The organism is Buttiauxella agrestis (genome assembly GCF_900446255.1).
GTDB classification, from domain to species: domain Bacteria; phylum Pseudomonadota; class Gammaproteobacteria; order Enterobacterales; family Enterobacteriaceae; genus Buttiauxella; species Buttiauxella agrestis.
Genome location: NZ_UIGI01000001.1, coordinates 359859 through 379794, shown reverse-complemented (window position 1 = coordinate 379794; position 19936 = coordinate 359859). Strand labels below are relative to the sequence as shown.

The 19936-nt window shown below is 51.0% G+C and carries 20 protein-coding genes; 6 read left to right on the top strand and 14 right to left on the bottom strand.

Translation table 11 applies throughout. The annotated features are described in order from the left end of the window. Positions 1-31: 31 nt before the first annotated feature. Complete coding sequence (locus DY231_RS01770; protein ID WP_115627087.1) at positions 32-634, bottom strand: putative adenosine monophosphate-protein transferase Fic; 603 nt, start codon at positions 632-634, stop codon at positions 32-34. A 110-nt stretch (positions 635-744) separates the two neighbouring features. Beyond that, positions 745-1317: a peptidylprolyl isomerase A gene (gene ppiA, locus DY231_RS01765; protein WP_034499086.1), complete on the bottom strand. Its 573-nt coding sequence runs from the start codon at positions 1315-1317 to the stop codon at positions 745-747. A 280-nt stretch (positions 1318-1597) separates the two neighbouring features. Here ppiA and tsgA point away from each other — a divergent pair, with 280 nt between their 5' ends. Further along, positions 1598-2782: an MFS transporter TsgA gene (gene tsgA, locus DY231_RS01760; protein ID WP_115627086.1), complete on the top strand. Its 1185-nt coding sequence runs from the start codon at positions 1598-1600 to the stop codon at positions 2780-2782. A 30-nt stretch (positions 2783-2812) separates the two neighbouring features. On the opposite strand, the gene DY231_RS01755 is transcribed toward tsgA, so the two are convergent. Further along, positions 2813-4096 carry a cytosine deaminase gene (locus tag DY231_RS01755; RefSeq protein ID WP_115627085.1) on the bottom strand — a complete coding sequence of 428 codons (1284 nt, stop codon included), beginning with the start codon at positions 4094-4096 and terminating at the stop codon, positions 2813-2815. A 228-nt stretch (positions 4097-4324) separates the two neighbouring features. On the opposite strand from DY231_RS01755, the gene nirB reads away from it, so the two are divergent. From nirB to DY231_RS01730, 5 genes are all read left to right on the top strand, one after another. After that, a complete protein-coding gene (gene nirB / locus DY231_RS01750; RefSeq protein ID WP_115627084.1) occupies positions 4325-6877 on the top strand; it encodes a nitrite reductase large subunit NirB in 2553 nt (850 codons plus the stop codon). Next, a complete protein-coding gene (gene nirD / locus DY231_RS01745; RefSeq protein ID WP_115627083.1) occupies positions 6874-7200 on the top strand; it encodes a nitrite reductase small subunit NirD in 327 nt (108 codons plus the stop codon). The genes nirB and nirD overlap by 4 nt, the downstream gene beginning before the upstream one ends. 144 nt (positions 7201-7344) lie before the next feature. Next, the gene (nirC, locus tag DY231_RS01740; protein ID WP_115627082.1) at positions 7345-8151 is read left to right on the top strand and encodes a nitrite transporter NirC; all 807 of its coding nucleotides are present in this window, start codon (positions 7345-7347) and stop codon (positions 8149-8151) included. 16 nt (positions 8152-8167) lie between these two features. After that, a complete protein-coding gene (gene cysG / locus DY231_RS01735; RefSeq protein WP_115627081.1) occupies positions 8168-9541 on the top strand; it encodes a siroheme synthase CysG in 1374 nt (457 codons plus the stop codon). Positions 9542-9660: 119 nt separating this feature from the next. Beyond that, a complete protein-coding gene (locus DY231_RS01730) occupies positions 9661-9840 on the top strand; it encodes a DUF4223 family protein (protein WP_115627080.1) in 180 nt (59 codons plus the stop codon). A 45-nt stretch (positions 9841-9885) separates the two neighbouring features. Here the strand turns inward: DY231_RS01730 and DY231_RS01725 are convergent, their stop codons facing one another. The 11 genes from DY231_RS01725 to rpe form a co-directional block, all read right to left on the bottom strand. Further along, positions 9886-10971 (bottom strand): aminotransferase class I/II-fold pyridoxal phosphate-dependent enzyme, encoded by a 1086-nt coding sequence (locus DY231_RS01725; RefSeq protein WP_115627079.1) that lies wholly within the window; start codon positions 10969-10971, stop codon positions 9886-9888. A gap of 54 nt (positions 10972-11025) precedes the next feature. Next, the gene (locus DY231_RS01720; protein ID WP_115627078.1) at positions 11026-12330 is read right to left on the bottom strand and encodes a YhfT family protein; all 1305 of its coding nucleotides are present in this window, start codon (positions 12328-12330) and stop codon (positions 11026-11028) included. Positions 12331-12340: 10 nt separating this feature from the next. Next, positions 12341-12694 carry a DUF2620 domain-containing protein gene (locus tag DY231_RS01715; protein ID WP_034499110.1) on the bottom strand — a complete coding sequence of 118 codons (354 nt, stop codon included), beginning with the start codon at positions 12692-12694 and terminating at the stop codon, positions 12341-12343. Between the two features lie 9 nt (positions 12695-12703). Next, a complete protein-coding gene (locus DY231_RS01710) occupies positions 12704-13594 on the bottom strand; it encodes a phosphotriesterase-related protein (protein ID WP_370511267.1) in 891 nt (296 codons plus the stop codon). Then, on the bottom strand, positions 13587-14822 hold the full coding sequence (locus DY231_RS01705) for a phosphopentomutase (RefSeq protein ID WP_115627077.1): 1236 nt from the start codon (positions 14820-14822) through the stop codon (positions 13587-13589). The genes DY231_RS01710 and DY231_RS01705 overlap by 8 nt, the downstream gene beginning before the upstream one ends. Then, positions 14815-15990: a YhfX family PLP-dependent enzyme gene (locus tag DY231_RS01700; RefSeq protein ID WP_115627076.1), complete on the bottom strand. Its 1176-nt coding sequence runs from the start codon at positions 15988-15990 to the stop codon at positions 14815-14817. Before DY231_RS01700 ends, DY231_RS01705 begins: the two co-directional genes overlap by 8 nt. Before the next feature lie 91 nt (positions 15991-16081). Continuing rightward, positions 16082-16438: a PRD domain-containing protein gene (locus DY231_RS01695; RefSeq protein ID WP_115627075.1), complete on the bottom strand. Its 357-nt coding sequence runs from the start codon at positions 16436-16438 to the stop codon at positions 16082-16084. A 22-nt stretch (positions 16439-16460) separates the two neighbouring features. Beyond that, positions 16461-17363 (bottom strand): GntR family transcriptional regulator YhfZ, encoded by a 903-nt coding sequence (yhfZ, locus tag DY231_RS01690; RefSeq protein ID WP_115627074.1) that lies wholly within the window; start codon positions 17361-17363, stop codon positions 16461-16463. Between the two features lie 178 nt (positions 17364-17541). After that, positions 17542-18546 (bottom strand): tryptophan--tRNA ligase, encoded by a 1005-nt coding sequence (gene trpS / locus DY231_RS01685; RefSeq protein WP_115627073.1) that lies wholly within the window; start codon positions 18544-18546, stop codon positions 17542-17544. Beyond that, positions 18539-19252 (bottom strand): phosphoglycolate phosphatase, encoded by a 714-nt coding sequence (locus DY231_RS01680; RefSeq protein ID WP_115627072.1) that lies wholly within the window; start codon positions 19250-19252, stop codon positions 18539-18541. Before DY231_RS01680 ends, trpS begins: the two co-directional genes overlap by 8 nt. Further along, positions 19245-19922, bottom strand: coding sequence for a ribulose-phosphate 3-epimerase (rpe, locus tag DY231_RS01675; protein ID WP_034499126.1), 678 nt, complete (start codon positions 19920-19922; stop codon positions 19245-19247). The genes DY231_RS01680 and rpe overlap by 8 nt, the downstream gene beginning before the upstream one ends. Between the last annotated feature and the right edge of the window lie 14 nt (positions 19923-19936).

The following is a 19936-nucleotide window of genomic DNA, read 5'->3' as shown; positions in this document are numbered from 1 at the left end:
CGGCTCCAGGGTAAAAAAGAACCGCGCTATTCTATTCGCTTTCGCGCGCTTCACTCACCACTTTAGTGAAAATCTCGTTGAGCAGCGTCAAATCACCCAGCGCCCCGGTCTGATTGGCCGTTGCCCAAGCTTCAGGCGAGACGTCTTTCCAATCGAGGATGTAACCGGCATGAATCGCTAACTGCTCGAAGAACACGCGCTGCGCCCGACCACTGCCAACAAAAAACGGATGAAGTACGTTAATTTCACAATAGTAATGCGACAGTCGCTGAACAAACTCAGTTCTGGAAAGTCCGACCAGATAATGCTCGTCCTCCATTTCTTGCATCAGATCGTTGCCTTCATTTTCGATGTACTCGAAATGGCAGAACTGTATCTCCCCTTTGGAAATATCAACATCTCGTAGCTCGCCTGCCCAGTCGAAAACATCCTGAAAAAGCTGCTGATGGATGGCACACAGCCAGGGTAATCCGCGATGCAACGGGCCAAGTTCAATCGTTTCTACACGCTGCGCGATAATCTCATCTTGCGCATGAGGCTCAAGGATATCCAGCCGGGAACTGGCCTGAAACGAACGGCTGCGCAATTGCTGCCAAAGGCGGGACTTTTGTTTATCGGTCAGTTTCTTTGCCATGATGCCTCCCTAACGTGACGACCCATACTTGCCACAAGTATAAGCAGCAATCGGGGGAAGTGCAGGAAGGAAGTCAATGCGCGGGTGGAGGAAACCCGCGCAGGAATTTTTTACGGCAGGACTTTCGCGGAGAGGATAACTACAGGTTTTGACGGCACATTTTGGTATGGGCCAACGTCATGAGTTTGTACCTGAGAGATTTTATCGGCAACGTCCATCCCTTTCACAACTTTACCAAATACCGCGTAACCAAAGTCGCGCTGGCCATGATCGAGGAAAGCGTTATCTGCCACATTGAGGAAGAACTGGCTGGTCGCGCTGTCTTTATCGGCAGTACGTGCCATGGAAATGGTACCGCGAGTATTACGCAAGCCGTTATCGGCTTCGTTTTTAATTGGTGGGTTTGGCTGCTTCTGATTCATATCTGCCGTGAAGCCGCCGCCCTGGAGCATAAAGCCCGGGATCACGCGATGGAAAATGGTGTTGTTGTAGAAGCCGCTGTTAACGTAATCCACAAAGTTTTTCACAGAAACTGGGGCTTTCTGGCTATTTAACTCAAGCTCAATTTCACCTGCTGAAGTCGTCAACAGGACGTGTGGGTCACCTTTAGCAGCAAGTGCCGCAGGAGAGAGAGCGGAAAGAGCAAACACAGTTGCTACAGCCGCCAAAGTCGATTTGAGCATGAATAATTCCTTACGAATGCAGTGAATGAAGCAAGTTGCTAGATTGTAAAGACGTGCTCAACTCTGCGCCAGCCATTTACGGTTTTTTACTTTCACACAAATCAATAAGTTAAATGAATGAATTAATGGATGGCGATCTTTATTGTGATCAAAATCACTCTATAACCAGTCTGTTGCTGCAAATGAATTATAAATTGTATGAATGAATCACGTTTTTGACTAAAATCCATTCTTCTCGAGTGCTGTCAAAGCACTTTACATTTCTATTCACAGGCTCGTCATGACTAACAGCAACCGCATTAAGCTCACATGGATCAGCTTCTTCTCCTACGCCCTCACTGGCGCGTTGGTAATTGTCACCGGGATGGTGATGGGCAATATTGCCGAATACTTCCACGTTCCCGTTTCCAGCATGAGTAATACCTTTACCTTCCTGAACGCAGGCATTCTGATTTCTATCTTCCTGAACGCCTGGTTGATGGAAATCGTGCCGCTCAAAACCCAGCTGCGCTTCGGATTTATATTGATGATTCTGGCGGTGGCCGGGCTTGTCTTCGGCGATAACCTGACCATCTTCTCCGTCGCGATGTTTGTGCTCGGGCTGGTCAGCGGTATCACCATGTCGATTGGTACCTTCCTGATCACCCACATGTACGAAGGCCGCCAGCGTGGTTCACGTCTGCTGTTTACCGACTCCTTCTTCAGTATGGCGGGGATGATTTTCCCAATGGTGGCGGCAATTTTGCTGGCGCGTAGCATCAACTGGTATTGGGTTTACGTCTGCATCGGCCTGGTCTATGTCGCGATTTTCATTCTGACTATCGGTTGTGATTTCCCGGCACTGGGCAAACACGCACCGAAAACTGAACACGTTGCTGAAAAAGAAAAATGGGGCGTGGGTGTTCTGTTCCTTTCAATTGCAGCTCTGTGCTACATCTTAGGCCAGCTTGGCTTTATCTCTTGGGTGCCTGAATACGCAAAAAGCCTGGGTATGAACCTGAATGATGCAGGCCAGTTAGTCAGCGATTTCTGGATGTCTTATATGTTTGGCATGTGGGCATTTAGCTTCATTTTGCGTTTCTTCGATCTACAACGCATTCTGACTGTCCTGGCAGGTGCCGCGACCGTTCTGATGTACTTCTTCAACAAAAGTGAACCTGCCCATCTGGCGTGGTTTATTTTGGCGCTCGGTTTCTTCTCCAGCGCAATCTACACCTCGGTTATCACGCTCGGTTCATTGCAGACCAAAGTGGCTTCGCCAAAACTGGTTAACTTCGTTCTGACCTGCGGCACTATCGGCACCATGCTGACCTTCGTGGTCACCGGCCCGATTGTGGCACACAGCGGCCCGCATGCGGCGTTACAAACCGCAAATGCGCTGTATGCTGTCGTGTTCATCATGTGCCTGATTCTGGGTCTGGTGACTAAGCACCGCCAGCATAACGCGGTGGCAGCGGTAAACTAACCGCAGCCGCAAAGCTAACGGCGGGTCTATTTACCCGCCGAATTTTATCTCTTCTGCTTCATCCAACATCACCCAGGTTTGTGACAATTGCGTGGTGGCAATCACCTTCCCTGCGCGTATTGACCAGCGCACTGGCACCTGCCGACGCACCGCATCAAAACCACTTTGCGCCGGAAGAATAATCAGGTTCGCCGCATTTCCCTCAGCAATCCCGTACTCTTTCACCCCGAATGTGCGCGCACTATTTTCCGTAATCAGCTTTAAACCTTCGTCAATCTGCTGATACCCCATCATCTGGCAGACGTGCAGCCCCATATGCAGCACTTGCAACATATTGGCCGTCCCCAGCGGGTACCACGGGTCGAACACATCGTCATGACCAAAACAAACGTTAATGCCCGCTTCAAGTAACTCTTTGACGCGCGTGACGCCCCGACGTTTCGGGTAATTATCAAACCGACCTTGCAGATGAATATTCACCAGCGGATTCGCGACAAAGTTAATTCCGGAAAGCTTTAACAGGCGGAACAAGCGCGAGGTGTAAGCGCCGTTGTACGAATGCATCGCCGTGGTATGGCTGGCGGTAACACGTTCGCCAATGCCATCGCGCAGCGCAAGAGCGGCAACGGTTTCGACAAAACGCGACTGCTCATCGTCAATTTCATCACAATGAATATCCAGCGGGCGGTCGTATTTTTTCGCCAGTGCGAAAGCTATATGCAGCGATTCAACACCGTACTCGCGGGTGAACTCAAAATGTGGGATCGCCCCCACCACGTCGGCTCCGAGGCGCAACGCCTCTTCAAGCAAGGCTTCACCGTTGGGGTAAGAGAGAATACCTTCTTGCGGAAACGCCACGATTTGCACCTCAATCCATGGCGCGGCTTCTTGTTTCACCTCAAGCATCGCTTTTAGCGCGGTCAGCGTCGGGTCTGAAACATCTACGTGCGTGCGAACATATTGAATGCCGTTCGCAATCTGCCATTTCAGCGTCTGCCAGGCGCGTTGTTTCACATCCTCGTGCGTCAGTAGCGCTTTGCGTTCAGCCCAGCGCTCAATGCCTTCAAACAAAGTGCCCGACTGGTTCCAGTTCGGTTGGCCCGCGGTCTGCGTTGTATCAAGGTGGATATGAGGCTCAATAAATGGCGGGATCGCCAGACCGCCTCGCCCGTTTAGAATCTGCTCGCTTTCCAGTTGGGTATCATCCATGGGTTTTATGGCGTTAATGCGCCCATTTTCGATGGCTATTTGCCACAAGCCTTCACGCCCGACCAGACGCACATTCTGAATTAACTCCAATGCCAACTTGCTCATACCCACCCCTTGTTGATTAGCTGCCCCTATTTCATAGCACGACCAGGCAAAATCAGAGCATTTATTGTCTTCCAGCGAATAGCTAAACATTTCCGTCACTTATAAAAACCCACTAAAATCAGCAATATACCCATTAAGAGGTATATAAAGGTGTATTTGATTTGTATCAATAATCGCCATTGCTGAATCGTTAAGGTAGGCAGTAATAGAAAAGAAATTGAGGCAATTATGAGCAAAGTCAAAATCGCAATCATCGGTAATGGCATGGTCGGCCATCGCTTTATCGAAGACTTACTTGATAAAGCCCAGCCAGGCCAATTCGATATCACCGTTTTTTGTGAAGAGCCACGCAAAGCCTACGACCGCGTGCATTTATCTTCCTATTTCTCCCATCATACCGCTGAAGAATTATCCCTTGTTCGTGACGGTTTCTATGAGAAACACGGTGTAAAAGTGCTGGTTGGCGAACGCGCCATCACCATTAACCGCCAGGAAAAAGTCATTCACTCGAATACTGGCCGTACCGTGTATTACGACAAACTGGTCATGGCGACCGGTTCATACCCGTGGATCCCGCCGATTAAAGGCTCCGAAACACAAGACTGTTTCGTCTACCGCACCATTGAAGATTTGAATGCCATCGAAGCTTGTGCCCGCCGCAGTAAACGCGGTGCCGTGGTCGGTGGTGGTTTGTTAGGTCTTGAAGCTGCAGGTGCATTGAAAAACCTCGGCGTCGAAACTCACGTTATTGAATTCGCGCCAATGCTGATGGCCGAACAGCTTGACCGCATGGGCGGCGAGCAGCTGCGCAATAAAATCGAAAGCATGGGCGTGCGCGTACATACCAGCAAAAATACGCTGGAAATCGTGCAGGAAGGTACGCAAGCGCGTAAGACCATGCGTTTCGCTGACGGCACAGACCTGGAAGTAGATTTCATCGTTTTCTCCACCGGTATCCGTCCGCGCGATAAGCTGGCGACACAATGCGGCCTGGCAACAGGGCAACGCGGCGGTATCGCGGTGAATGATAGCTGCCAGACTTCTGATCCGGACATCTACGCTATCGGCGAATGCGCGAGCTGGAACAATCGCACATTCGGCCTGGTCGCCCCTGGCTACAAAATGGCCCAGGTCACGGCTGACCACCTGCTCGGTACAGAAAACGCCTTCGAAGGTGCTGATATGAGCGCCAAGCTGAAACTGCTCGGCGTGGATGTGGGCGGGATTGGTGACGCGCATGGCCGCACACCAGAATGCCGCAGCTATGTTTATCTCGACGAAAGCAAAGAAGTTTATAAGCGACTGATTGTTAGCGCAGACAACAAAACCCTGCTCGGCGCAGTTCTGGTGGGCGATACCAGCGATTACGGCAACCTTCTGCAACTGGTTCTGAATAATATCGAACTGCCAGAAAACCCGGACGCGCTGATTCTGCCTGCGCACGCCAGCTCCAGTAAGCCAGCGATTGGTGTTGATAAGCTGCCGGACAGCGCGCAAATCTGCTCCTGCTTTGATGTCACTAAAGGCCATCTGGTTAAAGCCATCAACAACGGCTGCCATACTGTCGCTGCATTGAAAGCAGAAACCAAAGCCGGCACCGGCTGTGGCGGCTGTATTCCTTTGATTACTCAAGTTTTGAATGCCGAACTGAGCAAGCAAGGTATCGAAGTTAACCATAATCTGTGCGAGCACTTTGCGTTCTCTCGCCAGGAGCTGTATCACCTGATTCGTGTGGAAGGCATTAAATCCTTCGACGAGCTGCTGCAAAAATACGGCAAAGGCTATGGCTGTGAAGTGTGTAAACCGACCGTCGGTTCTTTGCTGGCCTCTTGCTGGAACGACTATGTGCTGGCGCCACAGCACACGCCGCTTCAGGACACTAACGACAACTTCCTCGGCAACATTCAGAAAGACGGGACTTACTCTGTCATTCCACGTTCCGCAGGCGGAGAAATCACACCGGAAGGTTTGATGGAAGTCGGCCGTATCGCTCGCGAATACAATCTCTACACCAAAATCACCGGTTCCCAGCGTATCGGCCTGTTTGGTGCGCAGAAAGACGATTTACCCGAAATCTGGCGCCAGCTGATTGAAGCCGGTTTTGAAACGGGCCACGCCTATGCGAAAGCACTGCGCATGGCGAAAACCTGCGTGGGCAGCACCTGGTGTCGTTACGGTGTTGGCGACAGCGTTGGCTTCGGTGTTGAGCTGGAAAACCGCTACAAAGGCATTCGCACCCCGCACAAAATGAAGTTTGGTGTGTCGGGCTGTACCCGTGAATGTGCGGAAGCACAGGGTAAAGACGTCGGCATCATCGCGACTGAAAAAGGCTGGAACCTGTATGTGTGCGGAAACGGCGGCATGAAACCTCGCCACGCCGATTTACTGGCCGCAGATTTAGACCGCGAAACGCTTCTCAAATATCTCGACCGTTTCATGATGTTCTACATCCGTACTGCCGACAAACTGACGCGTACCGCTCCATGGTTAGATAGCCTGGAAGGCGGCATCGAGTATCTGAAAAAAGTCATCATCGAAGACAAACTGGGTCTGAACGATCAACTCGAAGCCGAGCTGGAACGTCTGCGCGAGAAAGTGATTTGCGAGTGGACTGAAACGGTAAATACCCCGGAAGCTCAGGTTCGCTTCAAGCACTTCATCAACAGCCCGGTGCGCGATCCGAATGTACAAATCGTCCCTGAGCGTGAGCAGCATCGCCCGGCAACGCCATACGAGCGTATCCCGGTCACCCTGGTAGAAGAAGTGGAGGAAAATGTATGAGCCAGTGGACTACCGTTTGCCAGTTAAACGACATCCTGCCCGCTACCGGAGTTTGTGCGCTAGTGGGCAATAAGCAAATTGCGATTTTCCGTCCGTGCAACGACGACCAGGTGTTTGCCATCAGCAACATTGACCCGTTCTTTGAAGCGAGCGTGCTGTCGCGTGGCCTGATTGCCGAGCACCAGAATGAACTTTGGGTTGCCAGCCCGTTGAAAAAGCAGCGTTTCAGACTGCGAGACGGACTGTGCATGGAAGACGAGAGCCGCTCAATCGCGCACTACCCAGCGCGCGTACAAGACGGCCAGGTTCAGATTAAAGCTTAAGTCTTAAAACAACCCTCACCCTAACCCTCTCCCTGAGGGAGAGGGAATTAACTCGGTTTTCCCCCTCTCCCTCAGGGAGAGGGTCGGGGTGAGGGAGAAATTTCAGTTATTTATTTTTTCTTTTAATTTGTTGGGATAACAAAAATGTTCACCGATACCATTAATAAATGTGCGGCGAATGCCGCTCGCATTGCCCGATTGTCAAAAAATAACCCGCTTGGTTTCTGGATTAGCTCCGCAATGGCGGGTGCTTATGTAGGGCTTGGCATCATCCTGATTTTCACACTGGGGAACCTGGTTGACCCTGCATATCGCCCACTTGTGATGGGTGCGACTTTCGGTATTGCCCTGACGCTGGTCATCATCGCAGGCTCCGAACTATTCACCGGACACACTATGTTCCTGACGTTCGGTGTGAAAGCGGGCACGATTTCTCACGGTCAGATGTGGGGTATTTTGCCGCAAACCTGGTTAGGTAACCTGGTCGGTTCGGTGTTTGTGGCCCTGCTGTACAAATGGGGTGGCGGTAGCCTGCTGCCGTTAGATACCAGCCTGGTTCACACCGCGGCGCTGGCAAAAACTACCGCTCCGGCAATGGTGTTGTTCTTCAAAGGCGCACTGTGTAACTGGTTGGTTTGTCTTGCAATCTGGATGGCTGTTCGTACTGAAGGCGCGGCGAAATTCATCGCAATCTGGTGGTGTCTGCTGGCGTTTATCGCTTCAGGTTACGAGCACTCCATCGCGAACATGACGCTGTTTGCCCTGTCCTGGTTTGGTCATCACAGCGATGCATACACGATGGCTGGTATCGGTCACAACCTTCTGTGGGTAACGCTTGGGAATACCCTTTCTGGCGTAGTATTCATGGGTCTGGGTTATTGGTATGCTACTCCGAAATCCGAGCGTCCACAGCCTGAGCGAATCGCCACGCCGGAGACTGCACGTCATTAATTTTTGAGGATTACCCGTGGATCACCTGCCTATATTTTGTCAATTGCAAGGTCGTGCCTGTTTGCTTGTTGGTGGTGGCGACGTTGCAGAACGTAAAGCGCGTTTGTTGATGGAGGCAGGTGCACTGGTCACTGTGAATGCCCTGGACTTCTCCCCGCAATTCCATGTGTGGGCGGAACAGGGCATGATAACTTTGGCTCAGGGTGAATTTAATCCCGCACTGCTCGATGTTTGTTGGCTGGCCATCGCCGCAACCGACAACGATGCAGTAAACCAGCAAGTCAGCGACGCTGCTGAATCCCGCCGTATTTTCTGTAACGTGGTTGATGCGCCTAAACAGGCAAGCTTCATCATGCCATCGATTATCGACCGCTCACCGTTGATGGTTGCCGTTTCTTCCGGCGGCACCTCCCCTGTTCTTGCTCGTCTGCTGCGCGAAAAACTCGAAGCTATTCTGCCGCTGCATCTGGGGAAAATTGCCTCTTATGCCGGTACGCTACGTGGCCGGGTAAAAGCCAATTTCAAAACCATGGGCGAGCGCCGTCGCTTCTGGGAAAAGTTCTTCACTAACGATCGCCTTGCACAGTATTTAGCGAACGAAGACAAACAAGCTATCGACCAAGAAACCGAATCCATGTTCGCCACACCACTCGATCATCGTGGCGAAGTGGTGCTGGTCGGTGCAGGTCCTGGGGATGCCGGGTTGTTGACGCTCAAAGGATTACAGCAAATCCAGCAGGCTGACGTAGTGGTCTATGACCGTCTGGTATCAGATGACATTATGAACCTGGTACGCCGTGATGCTGACCGCGTGTTCGTGGGTAAGCGCGCGGGTTTTCACTGCGTCCCGCAAGAAGAGATTAACCAGATCCTGCTGCGTGAAGCGCAAAGCGGTAAACGCGTGGTGCGTTTGAAAGGTGGCGATCCGTTTATCTTTGGTCGTGGCGGCGAAGAGTTAGAAACCTTGTGCGAAGGCGGCATTCCGTTTTCCGTCGTACCTGGAATTACTGCGGCATCAGGCTGTTCCGCTTATTCAGGCATTCCGCTAACGCACCGCGATTATGCGCAAAGCGTGCGTCTGGTGACGGGCCACCTTAAAACAGGCGGCGAACTGGATTGGCAAAATCTGGCTGCTGAAAAACAAACGCTGGTATTTTATATGGGCTTGAACCAGGCGCCTGCCATTCAGGAAAAACTTATTGAGCATGGAATGTCGGCTCAAATGCCCGTCGCGCTGGTCGAAAATGGCACTGCGGTTAAACAGCGGGTTGTGAGTGGTGTTTTAAGTGACCTGGGTGAATTATCAACCCAGGTTGAAAGCCCTGCACTTATTATTGTCGGCAGAGTCGTTGCGTTACGTGAGAAATTAAACTGGTTTTCAAACCACTAATAAGCAACATAAATCTCGCCTGATCCCTGTCAGGATTCGGACTTAGCATTAATTAAGGCTTCTCATATACTGAGCAGCCTTTTTTATAACTCAAAATCCACTAATGATAGGGAATATCAATGATTAAGCTCGTAAAGATTACGTCTGTGTTTGTTATTTTAGCTTCTCTGACTGCATGTACCGGTCACGTTGAAAATAAAGACAAAAGCTGTGGTTATGACTATTTCTTACACCCAGCAATTTCTATCTCTAAAATCATTGGCGGCTGCGGTCCTGCGACTGCTCAACCCGTTAAATAAGATTGATTAAATAACCTCACCCTTTTAATTGGGGTAAGGTTATTTTTATAACCCCTCGCAACTCTCACGCAATATTCTCAGCACCGTCTGCGCCCCACTGCGGTTTGGATTAATTCGAATCATACGCCGCTCAAGCGTGGGATCTGACTGCCGAAACGTGCCAGATACCCGGTAAAATAGCGGCGGAATTTCATATTTCGATTCAGCGCCCACCGGATAAGGCAATGCACCAAGCTGCTGTGCCTTCGCCAGAACCTGTTCAGCGATGGGCTGATGAAACTCAACCAGCAGAACTTTAGATTGCGCGTTAGCGATAAACGCATCTTTAACTTGCGGCACCGCTCCAGCATTTAACTCTGCAACCAGGCTGTCGTTTACCTGAGCCTGAACCGCATGCATCACTGGTGCGAACACTAATCCGCGTAACGCTTCCATGGCCTGAAAACCCTGAATCTGGCTACCGCCTGAATACATACTCTGGCGCACTGCATTCACTGCATTTTCCGCCCCAACCACAACGCCAACGCCCGTCGGGCCGAAAAGTTTGAAACACGAGAAAGTCGAAAGAGTGGCGCCGCATTCACAACCAATCCTCTCCACTTTCATCACGGCATAATTATCATCCGTGAGCGATGGCAAATTGTATTGATTAAAACAGGCGATAACCTCCCGCAAATGATACGAATCATTGATGCTCTGGCGTGTGTGTTGAATCAGTGCCGCTTGCGGACGGTGCTCTTCTATCGCCCTTTTCACCTCTTCAAGCTGATTAAAATCGGCACGAATAAGCTGCAAGCCCATTTGTTCCGCAATGACAGCGGTGGTCGGATAAAGAGGCGCATCATGAATCAGTAAACTCCCACCGGATTTCAACAAAGCGGCTAAACCGCTGCGAATGGCGCCCGTGCCTGCACCTTGCACCATAGCCGCGGCGGGTGCGCCAAAGAAATCTGCCAGTACCGACTCCACACGCTGGGTCATTTGCGGCTGATTGAGACCAGGCACTAAACCCAGGTCTCCGGCGCTAAGAAAATCACTGCCGGGAAAATGGCGGCAAATAATATCCACCAGTTGGAACTGCTTACGCTGCGCCTGTTCCATCGTCAGGCTCTGCAAAGGCCAGGTTTTCACTTTATGCACTCCGTGAAACCCACCGCCCGTTAGGGCCGTGGGCAAAGAGAGAAATCAGACCGGAACAAACAGGCCGCAATAATAGAGAATATTCAGCACGATACCGGTGATCAGCACCGCGACGACTGGAGAGGCCATTTTCTGAATCGGACGACCCAAAGCTTCGTTCAGGAAATAGAGCGCCGCCGCGATGGTAAAGCCGGTGTAACCCGCCATTTTGATAGCCGCAAAAATAGAGCCAACCAACAGCGCCATTTCCATCAGCATATTCATCGCGTTACGAATGTTGTCCGATGCGTTCCGCACAGACGGGTAACGTCCCAGCCATTTGCCGATGGAACGCAACAGCAACACTTCGGCTGAAATCACTACCGCCCCCACAACAAAAGCTAATAGCGGGTTGGAGATGAGATATCCTGCGGCATAGACAAACGTAAAACCTGCCACCGCGTAAACACCCGTCGCCAGAGCCGTAGTGGCAATCAGCGGAACAAACCCAAGCCCGCGCATAAATTCGGCGAGTGCCGCCTGATGGATCAGCGTTTGCGATTGTTCCGGTGTAATACCGGCTGAATAGGCCTTCTCAAGCGTAAAGATCGACACTTCAGAACCGGCGAAGATCTTCATGCTGGCTACCACCGCAATCAACCCGCCGACAATCGCGATAAACGGCAGGTTTTTGATGATGCGCGAGGTGCGCTCTTCAAAGACAGAAAGCCCTCCGTCATCGTGCTCGCGTTCATCACGGGTACGATGATCCTGAGCAATCGCAATCCCCAGCAGCATCACCATGCCGACAAAAATTTCGATAGATTCAGGGTTGAGATGTGGGAAGAAACGCACAATCAGCACACGGGTCATCAACACCACAAACGCCGCAAACAGACTGTTCTTCCAGCCAAACTGGTAAAAAATGGCTACCAGCGGGAACAGAGCGAACGCGGAAACGACCGGAGAGCTTAACTCGCCAAGCGACCCGAGCACATCCACCGGCAGGGCTGTCAGCAGATGGTTAACCGGGATCAGGCAAGTCAGGATCAACACACCCCAGACCGCTCCCATACCAAACGCCAACAGGCTGTTTGCCGCTAATACCCCGAGAATATCGGTCGGCAGGAATAACAGCCAGGCGTTCAGCAAACCGGTTTTGAGCGTGAATGAAATCCCAACCGAGGCCACAAAACCAATACTCAGGCCGAAAGCGATACTGCCTGCTTCGCGGCGATTCATATTGCCTTCGATAAGCTGAGGCAGGATGGGGCGAATACCATCGTGGAACACTGCCGCTGACTTATGCGCCAGCAGCGCCGTCATCCCGGTCAGGCAAGCCACCACAACTATCTGAATATAGAAATCCATAGCGTTGCCTTTATTTTAAATGAGCAATAAGCATCGGGATGGCATGTTCGATATGCTCCACCGACAGGCCAAAGGCGACTTTCCCATCCGCAACCATTTTGGCAACCTGCTCTTCCTTCGCCTTAATACCTGGTTTCGCAATCGTGCAGCTTTTGTTGTAGCCAATCACGGCGATGGCAATCGACAGTGCCGCGCCAGCGCCGGTATTACAGGCACCAATGTAGTAATCGAGCTGGCCTGATTTCACTTTCATAGCCGCTTCCATATCGTTGTAAATAAACACTTCAAAGCAGTCAGGTGCGGACGTCTCGATAGTTTTTTTAATAAGTTCGCGCTGTAAGCCAGCAACACCGATCTTTTTCATGGGAAATCCTTATTTAAAGAAGACAGAGGGGTTGTCACGTAACATCAAATCAACGTCGGCCTGAGAGAAACCCGCCTCCAGCAACAAAGGCACAAACGTTGTCAGCAAATAATCAAAACCGAGGCCGCCGTTGGCTTTTAAATGCGAGCGGCGGGTAATATCCATAGAGAGCATGACGTGGTCGAGTAAGCCGCGGCTGGCGATTTCTTGCAGCATCGCTACGCGCTTCGCATCCGGGTAATAGTTGTTTTTGCCAATGGTATCGAACTGGACATACGCGCCCTGCCCAATCATGCGCAGAATGTTGTCGAGGTTATCTTTCAGGTCACAATGGCCGACAACCACGCGGGAGAGATCCACGCCGTAGCTTTTGAGTAACGCCAGTTGTTCCAGGCCCATGGTGCTAAAGGAGGTATGCGTCGAAATTGGACGCCCTGTTTCACGGTGTGCCATCGCCGCAGCAGAAAACACTTTTGCTTCATTCGGCGTGATGACGTCCACGCTCGAGCCGATTTCAGCAATGATTCCCGCTTTAAGCTCAGAGCCTTCAATGCCGATTTCGATTTCGTCGATCATCTCCTGCGCCAGTTTTTCTGCGCTGGTACTGGCAACGTGATCGGGGAAGAAGTCATGCTGGTAATAACCGGTGCAGGCGACTACGTTCATGCCGGTGTCACGCATAATATCGAGCATAAACTGCGGGTTACGCCCCATGTAGCGGTTAGTCATCTCAATGATGTTGCGCACGCCTAATCTGTAAAGCGTTTTCATTTCCGCGCAAATCAGGTCGTATTGATCCAGGCGGCAATCAATATTGTTTTTGAATGACGACAAGTCGATATGCAGATGCTCGTGAGCATAGGTATAACCCGACGCGTCAATTCGCAGCGGTTCAGCCATGATTGCCTCCGGTATTGGAAGTATTGAGAAGTGACAGGAATGAAGTGCCGTTTTGTGGTGCGCTTGCCGCGAAGAATTCACAGACCGTCGCACCAACATCAGACAGCGTTTTTCTGGCACCAAGACAGGAATGGGTTATTCCAGGTTGCCAGACCAGAAGCGGGACATTTTCACGGGTGTGCTTGCTATGGCCGATAGTCGGGTCGTTGCCGTGATCGGCCATAACCACCAGACAATCGCCGGGTTGTAGTGCATTCATCAGGCGCGCGAGATTTTTATCGACCACTTCGAGGCGCTCAGCATAACGCGCAACGTCCTGGGCATGACCGGCCAAATCAGTTTCCTGAATATTGGTGCAGATAAAAACATCACCCGGCTTTTGTACTTCCTCAAGCGTGATATCCATGATCTGTTGGGTATCAACGAGGTTCTGATAACTGATGCCGTGCGGGTTAAGAGCAATATCTGCGACTTTACCGACTAACACCGTTTTGACGCCTGCGTCATGTAATTTTTGCGGCACCTGCACGCGACCATTCACGCCAAAACCCATATGCACAACCTGGAAGCCCTGCTGATAAACTCCCGATCGCGGCGCGTTAATTCCGATATAAGTGCCTTGTTTTTCTTCGGCTGCATCAAGAAGTTGCTGGCTGCTTTCCAGTAGTCCGCCAAAAGCAATCACCCGCCCGACTTGCACACAGTGACGCACGATTTCACCGATGGCGCGTACTTCGTCGAAAGAGATGGCGTTTAAATTAGCGCTGATGTTAAACACTTGACCAAGGTCGGCCTCGAGATTATCGCCAATCGCAACTGCCTGATTCACCCACAAAAATTGCAGCTCATCGCCCATCCGTTCGACCTGCCAACAATCGGCTTTTAATGCTTGCTCAACTTCATCAATAACCTCTGAGAAAGGCATACGCAGCGGGGCTTGAGGCCGGGTTCCAAGTATTTCCTGGTGTCCCATGAAAGTATCGCCACCTTCATGTTGCAATGCTGCCGTCCCGTAAACTGCGTTTAACGAAGGACGCATGACGCCTTCGGTAAAACCCAACGCATTAATCAGGCCGAGTTTTTCAAGCACAGGCAAACGCAATTGCGGGAAATGCCGCAAAATATGCCCACAGGTATTTGCACCGATATCTTCTGGCCTGACTTGCGGAACGTCATCCATAGCGCCCACGCCAAAACTGTCTATCACCACCACCACAAACTTACTCACGTAGACCTCCGCAAATGGGGTTACCGAGACTGTCATACAACGCTTCGAGCACTGGGTTTCCGTGACTGATTCCAGAAACCAGAGCCACATCGCTGCGCGTTACAAATACCTGCGTGCGAAAACACATCACGACCGGTGCACCGACCGGGAATTTACCTTCCAGCCCGATGTGATAATCAATACTGCTGTCATCCATCGGCAATACGTTTGCGCGGAAAGGAACGCCGCCCGATACCGGGTAAACCAGCGCATTTTGAGCATGACCCCGACGATAGTAGCCACCGCCAAAGCAGTAACTATCCCCCTGAAATTGATGTGATACTTCAGTGAGATACAACATAGCGATGCGTTCTGGCTGGTCGCCACGCTGGTTGGCGGGGATCGTCCCGGTTAGCGCGTGGCCGGGTTCAGCATGTGTTACGCCATACTCGGCGAGCAGCGGCAACGTGCTGCAACTTGACGCTGATGGCGCATTCAGTTGAGCAACTTCAATACCCAGGCTACGAAGTTGGTCGCGAGCCTGCAAAAGCGTATGCAGATTCTGCGTAGGCAAAGTTTTCTGTAATTCGTCATCCCACAGCAAGCACGGGAAATGGGTCAGCCCTGAGATTTTCACACCAGGCATTTTGCCGATGGCGACGACGATATTCTCAAGATCGGATAGCGGGAATCCTGCTTCCTGCCCCGGATAAAGTTTGTCTTTCTCATCGAAGACTTTCAGCATAATGGGTTGGATAAGCCCGAAGCGCTGCGCTGCATTTGAGATTTCACGCGCCTTCTCCAGCGAAAAAACGGTGATCATTTCCGTCGAAGCGGCGACATTTTCTGTGACCAGGCTGGTCGGTGTCTGCACCAAATGGCCCACGTGCGAGACGGGCACTTCAGCATTGCGCAGCGTCCGGGCTTCTTTAAAATCCACTGCGACGGTGCCGTGAAAACCAAGTTCGATCAGTCGTTTTGCCATCCTCGGATTACGCCCGATTTGTTTGGTCATCAGATACAGCGTGATGCCGTGGCTTTGGGCGATTTCCAGCAGACGACGACCGTTCTCCATAACCTGGTCAACGTCGATAACGCAGGTATCCGGCAGAATATCGCCCTGACGCCATAACCTTATTGCGGCCTCAATCAGCGCCGGATTTTGTGCCTTGAGTGCTTCAATAAACATGCCCTTGCCTCTTGACTCCATGATGCAAAAAACTTTAAATAATCATTTTTTTGAATATTTAAAGCAAAGCAGTGAACGAATAAAAAAAGATTTAGCTTTTACTGACCATCCACAGGCTAAACAGGTTGGCCAGCAGATAGCCCTCTTCATTGGGATGAAGCGTGACATCAAACGGTGCCAGCATTGCCCGATGAATCGGCAGAAGTTCTGGATAAGCCTGCGACATGACAATTTCCTCAAGCAATTCGTCATCAGGCGGGCCGATTTCCTCACCACGGCGGCTGCGCATCAAAGCGTTCGCCATGTGCGTGATAGCCATTTCTCCTTGCTCATTTCGCACCGGGATCGCCCATACGTTCTCTAGCTGCTCAACCACTCCGAGCATACCGTTGCAAATATCCCGGTCGATAATCCCCGCATCACACAATAGATTTAGCCGCTCTTCCACTGCCCTTACCTCTTAATAAAACTTAGTAACTTGGCTCCTGCTCGCCCTGTAACACTCTTTGTTGATGGGCAAGCAGCTCACTTTTGTTCACCACCGTACGCAGCAATTGCTGGATGGGGACATCCTCTGCACGCGTCAATACCACGGCTTCGGAGGCCTGCACGTAACGCGAGTCGCCGTTTAACGGCTGTGCCACCAGACCGAGCAATTCCAAATCGGGCTCGCCGCCCACGTTCCAGATAACGGCATCAATTTCACCTTTCGCGATGCGGTTAATACACTCGTGATAAGGCACATCAAGTATCTCAACCGGCTGACCAGAAAAATAAATCTCGGTCATGATGCGCTGGTCAGCAGAACGTGAGTCCAACCCAACACGCTTAATCTCTTGGTCGCCTGCACGGCGAATCAGCTTGTGCTCTCCGACGTAGGTGTGTGGGCCAAGCTCCAGCGCCATACAAACATCAGTGTTATCAAGATAACTTTGCGCGGCCAGCCGGGAAACGACCGCCAGGTCATAAACGCCATTGAGCAAGCATTCGACACGGACATCTGAGCCACGCATATGCGCGTAATAAAACGGAATACCATCAAACTGCGCTTTCAAACCGCTGGCTAAACCTTCGTAAAGCCGGGTGTAGGGCAACGGCATGGCACACACTACATTGCCAATATCAGCAAAAGCCAATAAGGCTTTGTTATCCATGCTCACCAGATAGCTGCCATTTCGCCCACGGCGTTCAACGGATACCGCCCCCGCTTTCTCAAGAGTTTTTAATGCGGCTTGAATCAGCCCGACTGAGAATCGACATTCTGTTGCAAGTTCGTCGATAGTTTTCAGTCGATTACCGTTTTTCTCACCCAGTAAATAACGTGCCAGGCTCGCCTGGGCGACACCTTCTTTCTTGATAAAGCTACGGCTCATAATTAATCTTCATTTTATTGAATGGTTATATCTTCATTAAAATGAATATAAATGGCAAACGTGAAATATGCAAAAAGAGAATGGGGTCACAAAAGATATTTAGCGGGGGAATTAATGAGGAGCGGGAGAAACTGGACAATCCCTCTTCCGGAGAAGAGGGATTAGAAGATCTTAACGATTATGGATGTGCAACAAACCCAATAACTTCATAGACCTTTTTCAGCGTGGCACTGGCGTGCGCACGAGCTTTCGCGGAGCCATCTTTCATCACTTGCTGCAAATAGGCTTCGTCATTACGGAAACGGTGGAAACGCTCCTGCAATTCAGTGAGCATGCCAGAAACCGCCTCAGCAACTTCACCTTTCAGGTGACCATACATTTTGCCTTCGAAGTGCTGCTCAAGCTCAGTAATGGATTTACCCGTCACACCGGAAAGAATATCCAACATGTTGGAGACGCCCGCTTTGCTGGCAGTATCGTAGCGCACAACAGGCGGCTCGTCGGAGTCGGTTACTGCGCGTTTGATTTTCTTCACGACGGCTTTCGGGTCTTCCAGCAGGCCAATAACGTTATTACGGTTATCGTCTGATTTAGACATTTTCTTGGTCGGCTCAAGCAGAGACATCACACGAGCACCGGATTTCGGAATAAACGGTTCAGGCACTTTGAACACATCACCGTACAGCGCGTTGAAACGTGCAGCGATATCGCGACTCAGTTCCAGGTGCTGTTTCTGATCTTCGCCGACCGGCACCAGGTTGGTCTGGTACAGCAAAATATCTGCGGCCATCAGCACCGGGTAATCGAAAAGACCGGCGTTAATGTTTTCCGCATAACGGGAAGACTTGTCTTTAAACTGAGTCATACGGCTCAGTTCACCGAAATAGGTGTAGCAGTTAAGCACCCAACCCAATTGCGCATGTTCTGGCACGTGGGACTGTACAAAGATAGTGCTTTTAGCCGGGTCGATACCGCAAGCCAGATACAACGCCAGCGTATCGAGAGTACGGCTGCGTAATTGTGTCGCATCCTGACGCGCGGTAATCGCATGCTGATCGACGATGCAGTAAATGCAGTCGTAATCATCTTGCATATGGACCCACTGACGCAGCGCACCCATGTAGTTACCAATGGTCAATTCACCTGATGGCTGTGCGCCACTAAAGACAATGGGTTTACTCATGTTCTGATTCCTGATGTTCTTTGCTAGATAGCCCTAATGCGGGCAGTAAATCGTTGAAGTGGTCAAACACGTAATCCGGTTTGCTCAGCTCGATAGACTCACCGTAGTTGTAACCGTAAGTCAGGCCAATTGAGCAGCACCCGGCAGCTTGAGCCGCCAGAATATCGTTGCGAGAATCACCGACAAACAGCAGCTCATCTGCGCCGAGGTTCAGCTGCTCCATCACTTTATGCAGTGCTTCTGGATGTGGCTTTTTGTTTTCCACATCGTCGCCGCCAATAATGACGCTGAAGTAATGCGCAATGCCTAACTTTTCCAGCATCGGTAAGACAAATGGCGTCGGCTTATTCGTCACCAGCCCCATCGGCAGGCCATTTTCCTTCAGTGCCGCCAATGTGTTTAGCACTTCTGGGAACAGGAAACTGCCCTCTTGCGCCGTTTGAGCATAGAAGGTATCAAACAGTTTACGCGCGATACGGCATTTGTCGGCTTCAGGCTCTTCGCCTTTTAATGCCCAGGTCAGCGCACGCTGAACCAGAACATCAGCCCCATTACCAATCCACTTCTCAACTTTATCTTCACCGGCGGTCGGCAATTCCAGCGCATACAGCGCCTGGTCCATTGCTTGCGTCAGACCCAGTGCTGTGTCTACCAGCGTACCGTCTAAGTCGAAGGCGATACCGCGAATTTTATTTAACTTATTCATGACTTACCTTTGCCAACTCGCTGCGCATACTGTCAATAACGGCTTTGTAATTTGGCTGGTTAAAGATTGCGGAACCCGCAACAAACATGTCTGCACCTGCTGCGGCAATTTCAGCAATGTTGTCGACCTTCACGCCACCGTCAACTTCCAGGCGAATGTCATAGCCGGAAGCATCGATGCGTTCACGCACCTGACGCAGTTTTTCCAGCGTATGAGGAATAAATGACTGGCCGCCAAAACCTGGGTTCACAGACATCAGCAAAATGACATCCAGTTTATCCATGACATGATCAAGCCAACTCAGAGAGGTTGCCGGGTTGAATACCAGACCGGCTTTACAGCCGTGTTCTTTGATGAGTTGCAGGGAACGGTCAACGTGTTCTGACGCTTCCGGGTGGAAGGTGATGATATTGGCACCTGCGGCGGCGAAATCCGGAATGATACGGTCAACGGGTTTCACCATCAGATGCACATCAACAGGAGCAGTAATACCGTAATCACGCAGCGACTTTAACACCATCGGCCCGATGGTGAGATTCGGTACATAATGGTTATCCATAACATCGAAATGGACGACATCCGCACCAGCAGCCAGCACCGCAGCCGTATCTTCACCCAGGCGGGCAAAATCGGCTGAGAGGATTGAGGGGGCAATCAAAAACTGTTTCATCCGCTTCTCCAATT

What these genes read in the sequence shown, in the direction of transcription:
- nirC (WP_115627082.1), top strand. Translation starts at nt 7,345, where the DNA reads ATGTTCACCGATACCATTAATAAATGTGCGGCGAATGCCGCTCGCATT.
- yhfZ (WP_115627074.1), bottom strand. Translation starts at nt 17,363, where the DNA reads ATGAGCCGTAGCTTTATCAAGAAAGAAGGTGTCGCCCAGGCGAGCCTG.
- trpS (WP_115627073.1), bottom strand. Translation starts at nt 18,546, where the DNA reads ATGAGTAAACCCATTGTCTTTAGTGGCGCACAGCCATCAGGTGAATTG.
- DY231_RS01730 (WP_115627080.1), top strand. Translation starts at nt 9,661, where the DNA reads ATGATTAAGCTCGTAAAGATTACGTCTGTGTTTGTTATTTTAGCTTCT.
- nirD (WP_115627083.1), top strand. Translation starts at nt 6,874, where the DNA reads ATGAGCCAGTGGACTACCGTTTGCCAGTTAAACGACATCCTGCCCGCT.
- nirB (WP_115627084.1), top strand. Translation starts at nt 4,325, where the DNA reads ATGAGCAAAGTCAAAATCGCAATCATCGGTAATGGCATGGTCGGCCAT.
- ppiA (WP_034499086.1), bottom strand. Translation starts at nt 1,317, where the DNA reads ATGCTCAAATCGACTTTGGCGGCTGTAGCAACTGTGTTTGCTCTTTCC.
- rpe (WP_034499126.1), bottom strand. Translation starts at nt 19,922, where the DNA reads ATGAAACAGTTTTTGATTGCCCCCTCAATCCTCTCAGCCGATTTTGCC.
- DY231_RS01700 (WP_115627076.1), bottom strand. Translation starts at nt 15,990, where the DNA reads ATGTTTATTGAAGCACTCAAGGCACAAAATCCGGCGCTGATTGAGGCC.
- DY231_RS01755 (WP_115627085.1), bottom strand. Translation starts at nt 4,096, where the DNA reads ATGAGCAAGTTGGCATTGGAGTTAATTCAGAATGTGCGTCTGGTCGGG.
- DY231_RS01710 (WP_370511267.1), bottom strand. Translation starts at nt 13,594, where the DNA reads ATGGCTGAACCGCTGCGAATTGACGCGTCGGGTTATACCTATGCTCAC.
- DY231_RS01720 (WP_115627078.1), bottom strand. Translation starts at nt 12,330, where the DNA reads ATGGATTTCTATATTCAGATAGTTGTGGTGGCTTGCCTGACCGGGATG.
- DY231_RS01715 (WP_034499110.1), bottom strand. Translation starts at nt 12,694, where the DNA reads ATGAAAAAGATCGGTGTTGCTGGCTTACAGCGCGAACTTATTAAAAAA.
- tsgA (WP_115627086.1), top strand. Translation starts at nt 1,598, where the DNA reads ATGACTAACAGCAACCGCATTAAGCTCACATGGATCAGCTTCTTCTCC.
- DY231_RS01680 (WP_115627072.1), bottom strand. Translation starts at nt 19,252, where the DNA reads ATGAATAAGTTAAATAAAATTCGCGGTATCGCCTTCGACTTAGACGGT.
- DY231_RS01770 (WP_115627087.1), bottom strand. Translation starts at nt 634, where the DNA reads ATGGCAAAGAAACTGACCGATAAACAAAAGTCCCGCCTTTGGCAGCAA.